The following is a 6,486-nucleotide window of genomic DNA, read 5'->3' as shown; positions in this document are numbered from 1 at the left end:
ATTTGCAGTATTGTTTGCGATATTGCCTGCATTTTTCGAGATATTTGCAGTGTTGTTCGCGATATTGCCTGCATTTTTCGTAATATTTACTGTGTTATTTGCAATATTATCGCCGTTTTTTGAAACTTGCGAAGCAACAGCATATAACTGGCTACCATTAATGGCATCAGTCGAGGTTGCTGAAATATTACCAGCACCAACATTAACAATTTGGCGAGTAAAATCTTTTCCTACAGAAACTACAGCGGTACCATCTGTGCCAGCAAAACCTGAATAAGTAATATTACCAACAGTCGCTTGTGTTTCTTTAGTGGCATCTCTGGTAGTTGATGCACTGCCTAATGCTACGGCATTTTTATGAGAAGAGTCAGCTCGAGCACCAATTGCTACAGCATTTTGATTAGCAGCATTTGAGCGTTCGCCGATTGCAATGGCGTTTTCTTTTGAGCTGTTTGACTCTGTTCCGATTGCAAGACTAGATTCACCAGATGCTTTTGCATTAGTTGAAACAGCTACGCTGCGAGTACCTGATGCAGTAGATGAATCACCGATTGCAGTAGAGAATACGCCTGTTGCATTAGTCGATTCACCGATTGCAACAGAGGATTTACCAGTTGCGTTGGCATCATTACCAATAGAAACTGCAGAATCAGCAGTAGCGTTTGAGCCTGAACCTAATGCTAACGCACTTTCACCTGATGCGATTGCTTGTGAACCAAATGCATTGGCATTTTGTTTAGTGGCTTGCGCGCTTTCACCAATTGCTACGGTTTCAGCAGCTTGTGCTTTCGCTTTTGTACCAATAGCAAGAGGATTTGAAGGTTTATCAGAGTTAGCTTCAGCAGGTACAGCAATGGTTGCTTCAGATTCAACACCAATAGCGATAGCATTGCCTACGCTAGCTTTGTTATTGGTTCCCACAGCCGTTGCTCTTAGCCCAGAAACAATGTTGCCATCTCCAAAAACGACAGCAGAGTCACTGCTTACTTGGTTGGTTCCTTGAACGGTTTGTGCGGTAGTAATTGATGAGGTAATCGCTAATGAAATGGCGATAGAGAGGGTTTGTTTATTCACCTTAAAATTCCTTATTATTTAAAATCCTCTTCTAATGAGGTCAATATGTATAAATTAGGGTGAAAATTTTATGTTATGTAGATAGGACAGGGAGTCACGATTGATGACTGTTTCTGTCAACTATCATTATAACTATTTTTAAATGAAAATGAAGGTCTATTGATAGATTTTACAATTCAATTCACAAGTTGAGAATTGTTATCATCTATTGGATTTCCATAAGTTCAGAAAAGTAGAGTTTTACAAATGTTTTAACTTTTATTAGGTAACACATCTTGAAAGGCGTAGAATGGCTAATAACACATAATTTAAAGAGAACAATATGATTATAGATCCGAATTACCAACAAGAATCAGAAAAATATGAGAACCCTGTGCCTTCGCGAGAATTTATTTTACAAAAGATTCGTGAATTTGATGCCCCGATGAGTCGAGAGGCATTGTTAGAAGCTTTTCATATTTATGATGAAGAGCGTATAGAAGGCGTTCGTCGTCGTTTGCGGGCAATGGAAAATGATGGGCAGTTAGTGTTTACTAAACGCAATTGTTATGCCTTGCCGGAAAAAATGGATTTAGTTAAAGGAACCGTAACGGGGCATCGTGATGGATATGGCTTTTTGCAAGTGGAAGGTGCAGATAAAGGCGATGATTGGTTTATTCCCAATGTACAGATGAACCGTGTTATGCACGGTGATTTTGTGTTAGCTCAACCTAATGGTACAGATCGACGTGGTCGTAGAGAAGTGCGGATTGTACGAGTGTTAGAAGCACGCAAAAAACACATTGTTGGCCGCTTTTTCTTAGAAAGTGGGATTGGTTTTGTGGTGCCCGATGATAGCCGTATTCAGCAAGATATCCTGATTCCTGAAACTGAACGTTTAGGTGCAAGAATGGGGCAAGTGGTGGTCGTGGAATTACAACCACGTAAATCGGGTTCCCACCGTCCAATTGGCGTGATTACTGAAATCCTTGGGGATAATTTAGCGCCTGGAATGGAAATAGAAATTGCGTTGCGAAATCACGATATCCCGCATGTTTGGAGCGAAGGTGTTGAAAAACAGATTCGACAATTTCAAGAAGAGGTGCCTGAAGAGGCTAAGTTAGGTCGTGTAGATTTACGCCATTTGCCATTAGTGACTATTGATGGCGAAAGCGCTCGGGATTTTGATGATGCGGTATTTGCACAAAAAGAAAATGAGGGTTGGCGCTTATGGGTGGCTATTGCTGATGTCAGCTATTATGTACGCCCAAAAACGGCTTTAGATATTGAAGCAGCAAACCGCGGGAACTCGGTTTATTTCCCAAATCGAGTCATTCCGATGTTGCCAGAGATTCTTTCAAATGGGCTTTGTTCGTTAAATCCGCAAGTTGATCGGCTTTGTTTAGTTGCAGAAATGACGGTATCAGCAAGCGGTGAATTAACAGGTTATCGTTTTTATGAAGCTGTTATGAATTCACACGCCCGCTTAACTTATACGAAAGTGTGGAAAATTCTTCAAGGCGATGAGCAATTACGTGAACGTTATGCACCGCTAGTTCCGCATTTAGAAGAGCTTTATGCGATGTTTAATGTGTTAGTCGGCGCACGCCAAAAACGTGGTGCAATTGAGTTTGAAACAATCGAAAATCAATTTATTTTTAATCCACAAGGGCGCATTGAGCGTATTGAACCCGTTATTCGTAACGATGCACATAAATTGATTGAAGAGTGTATGATTCTCGCCAATATTGCAGCAGCACGTTTTGTTGAACAAGCAAATGAGCCAGCACTTTATCGAATTCATGATAAACCAAGCGAAGAAAAATTAACCAGCTTTAAATCTTTTATTAAAGAGTGCGGTATTACTTGGTCAGTTGGGTTAGATCCGACACCACAAGATTATGCACAATTATTAACACAAATTGCAGACCGCCCAGATCGCGAACTTATTCAAACAATGTTGCTTCGCTCGTTAAAACAAGCGGTTTATGCGGCAGATAACATTGGGCATTTCGGGTTAGCATTAACCGAATATGCGCATTTTACTTCACCGATTCGCCGTTATCCGGATCTTTTGTTGCATCGCGCGATCAAATATTTAATTGAAAAAGAGAAGGGAAATACCCGTAATTATACGGATGGCGGTGGCTATCATTATCGTTTAGATGATATGGATCAATTTGGCGATAAATGTTCTGCAACGGAGCGTCGCGCGGATGAAGCAACGCGTGAAGTAGCAGATTGGTTAAAATGCGAATTTATGCAAGATCACTTAGGCGAAGAATTTGATGGTGTAATTTCTTCAGTCACAGGATTTGGCTTATTTGTTAAACTCAATGAGTTATTGATTGATGGTTTAGTGCATATCTCAACACTAGAGAACGATTATTATCACTATGATGCAGATAGACAGCGCCTTGTGGGTGGAAGTGGCATTATTTATCGAATTGGTGATCCTGTTCGGGTAAAAGTGATTAACGTGAATTTAGATGAGAAAAAAATTGATTTCGCGTTGTTAAATAATTTTCGCAAAGGCATTCAAGTAGGAAAAACGGCAAAGAAAAAGGCAAAAGCGGCAGAAAAATTGCCTATTTTTAAAGAGCCGAAAACGGTGAAAAAGGCGAAGAAAAATAAAACGCAAGCGGTCAAAAAAGCAAAAAGATCTGCAAAAACCTCTCGGAAAAAGTAGCCAAAAAACCTAAATGAGAAAAGTTCTCATTTGTAAGTTTTTGTAAATTACCTTGCTTGAATTGTTGAGAATTATTATCATCTTATTACTTCAAAAATAATAGGTAATCACTCCAACTCTTTACGCTATATCCCCCCACAAGATGTAGCGTTTTTTTTGCTTCTCGCATATTTACTGTTTGAAAAACTACTGGTATTATTATCAATAAATTGGTTTTTTATTCAGGGATTTTCATTATGCTTACCCAACTTTCTGTCAATAATTTTGCCATTGTGCGCCATCTAGTTTTAGATCTAGAACAAGGAATGTCAGTCATTACTGGTGAAACTGGCGCGGGTAAATCTATTGCGATTGATGCGCTTGGGCTTTGTTTAGGTTATCGTTCAGAAAGTAGCATGATTCGCCATGGTGCAGATAAAGCAGATATTTCGGCAACTTTCTTTATGCAGCCTAATAGCCCTGCTTATCAGTGGCTTGCTGAGCGAGAGTTACTGGATGAAGAGAATCCTCAAGAGTGTATTTTGCGTCGAATGATTAACCTTGAAGGACGTTCTAAAGCTTTCGTGAATAATCACCCGATACCAGCTTCTCAACTGCGAGAACTTGGGCAGTATTTAATTCATCTTAATGGGCAGCATGCACCGCAACTTTTGCTGAAAAATGAATATCAATTGGAGCTTATCGATAATTATGCGAATTTACATGCTGATTTAGCAGAAATGCAGCAAAGTTATCAATACTGGCGCAAGCAATATCAATTACGTAAAAATTACTATCAACAATGTGCAGAAAATGAAGCGCGTAAGCAGCTTTTACAATATCAAGTGGAAGAGCTAGATGAGTTTGCGATTAAAGAAAATGAATTTGAAGAGATGGAAGAAACGCACGCTAGACTCTCGAATGCTGAATCGTTAACTGAGCTTTCTCAATCTGTACTAGAGGTATTAAGTGATGATAATGTCAATGCTGATATCTTGATTTATCAAGCTATTCGCGATTTAGAAGACTTAGCAGAGGTGGATACTCGCTATCAATCAGCCTTAGATATGCTAAATGAAGCGCTTATTCAAGTACAAGAAGCGAGCTCAGAAGTGCGAAATTTAGCGGATCATATCGAACAAGATCCAGAAATGTTGAAAGAATTAGATGAACGCATTGCCAAAACGATCTCACTTTCACGTAAGCATCATGTTTTGCCAAATCAACTATGGCAACATCATGCGAAGTTACAGCAAGAACTACAAGAATTATTAGATCATTCACAAAATGAACAAGCACTAATTGAACAAGAGCGAGCCGCACATCAACAGTGTTTGCAATTAGCTGAGCAAATTTCAGTGAAACGCAAGCAAGCTGGGGAAAAATTAGCGGAACAAGTTACCCAACAAATTAAGCAGCTTTCCATGGAAAATGGAGAATTTTTTGTAGATGTTAAATTTGATCCAAAAAAATTATCTCCACAAGGGGCTGATTTTGTCGAATTTAACTTACGCAGTAACCTTGGACAGTTAATGCAACCGTTAGCAAAAATTGCTTCAGGTGGTGAGTTATCACGTATTTCTCTTGCCGTACAGGTATTAACCGCAAATAAACTTTCTACGCCAACAATTATTTTTGATGAAGTGGATGTTGGCATTAGTGGTTCTGCTGCAACCACAGTTGGAAAATTATTAAGACAATTAGGCAAAAAATGCCAGGTTTTATGCGTGACTCACTTACCGCAAGTGGCGAGCTACGGGCATCATCATTTCAATGTACAGAAATATGTAGAAAACAATCAAACAGAAACACAGATGACTCATCTTAAAGAAGAGGAAAGAATTAGCGCATTAGCGCGCTTATTAGGAGGCAGCAAAATTACTGAAGCTGTCTTAGCCAATGCTAAAGAAATGCTGGCATTGGCAAAGCAAGAGTAAATACACTTTTAAAATATAAAGTAAAACTACATAATGGCAGCCCCAGTTTTTAGCATGATTTATTTTAGGAGCAAAGATGAATATTTTATTATTAGATGGTGGTAAAGATTTCGGACATTCACACGGTGAGTTAAACCATACACTTCACAAAAAAGCGAAAGAAGTTTTGACCGCACTTGGACACAATGTACAAGAAACCATGATTGATGCCGGCTATGATGTTGAAGCAGAAATCGAAAAATTCTTGTGGATGGATGTCGTGATTTGGCAGATGCCAGGTTGGTGGATGCACGAACCTTGGACAGTGAAAAAATACATAGACGAAGTATTAACCGCTGGACACGGCAAGCTTTACCACAGTGATGGCCGCCATCGTGTAAATCCAACCGAAGGCTACGGCACAGGTGGCTTGTTGCAAGGCAAAAAACACATGCTTTCGCTTACGTGGAATGCGCCGATTGAAGCGTTCACCCGTGAAGGCGATTTCTTCGAAGGCAAAGGCGTAGATGCTGTGTACATGCCTTTCCACAAACTCAACGAATTCATTGGCTTGACCCGTCTGCCGACATTCTTATGTAACGATGTGATTAAAAATCCACAAGTAGAACAATACTTAGCAGACTACCAAGCACATTTGGAAAAAGTGTTCGGCTAATTGCAAAATATGAGTTTAGAAGGTGAGCATTTTAGCTCACCTTTTTTATTTTTATCTAATCAAATTTCCTAACAGGGAGAGGAAGAGGAATAGACTGAGTTTAGATCACACAAGCGGTCTAATTTTGAATTGAATTTGCAAAAATACTTTGAAATCTGACCGCACTTTAAAAT

At 39.4% G+C, this 6,486-nt stretch carries 3 protein-coding genes and 1 pseudogene; 3 read left to right on the top strand and 1 reads right to left on the bottom strand.

Annotation, left to right across the window (positions count from 1 at the left end; translation table 11 throughout):
* Positions 1 to 1,074, bottom strand: a pseudogene (locus tag HSP_RS11065) (YadA family autotransporter adhesin); the annotation flags it as partial.
* Positions 1,075 to 1,396: 322 nt separating this feature from the next.
* Between HSP_RS11065 and rnr the strand changes: the two are divergent.
* The 3 genes from rnr to HSP_RS0110760 all read left to right on the top strand — a co-directional run bounded on the left by rnr (position 1,397) and on the right by HSP_RS0110760 (position 6,313).
* The gene (gene rnr / locus HSP_RS0110770; protein WP_010130113.1) at positions 1,397 to 3,742 is read left to right on the top strand and encodes a ribonuclease R; all 2,346 of its coding nucleotides are present in this window, start codon (positions 1,397 to 1,399) and stop codon (positions 3,740 to 3,742) included.
* A 236-nt stretch (positions 3,743 to 3,978) separates the two neighbouring features.
* Positions 3,979 to 5,658: a DNA repair protein RecN gene (gene recN / locus HSP_RS0110765; protein WP_007523845.1), complete on the top strand. Its 1,680-nt coding sequence runs from the start codon at positions 3,979 to 3,981 to the stop codon at positions 5,656 to 5,658.
* 76 nt (positions 5,659 to 5,734) lie between these two features.
* On the top strand, positions 5,735 to 6,313 hold the full coding sequence (locus tag HSP_RS0110760) for an NAD(P)H-dependent oxidoreductase (RefSeq protein ID WP_007523793.1): 579 nt from the start codon (positions 5,735 to 5,737) through the stop codon (positions 6,311 to 6,313).
* Positions 6,314 to 6,486 lie beyond the last annotated feature (173 nt).

This window comes from Haemophilus sputorum CCUG 13788 (genome assembly GCF_000238795.1).
GTDB classification, from domain to species: Bacteria; Pseudomonadota; Gammaproteobacteria; order Enterobacterales; family Pasteurellaceae; genus Haemophilus_A; species Haemophilus_A sputorum.
Note: the sequence above shows the minus strand (reverse complement) of the source record. Positions and strands in the feature narration are given on the sequence as shown.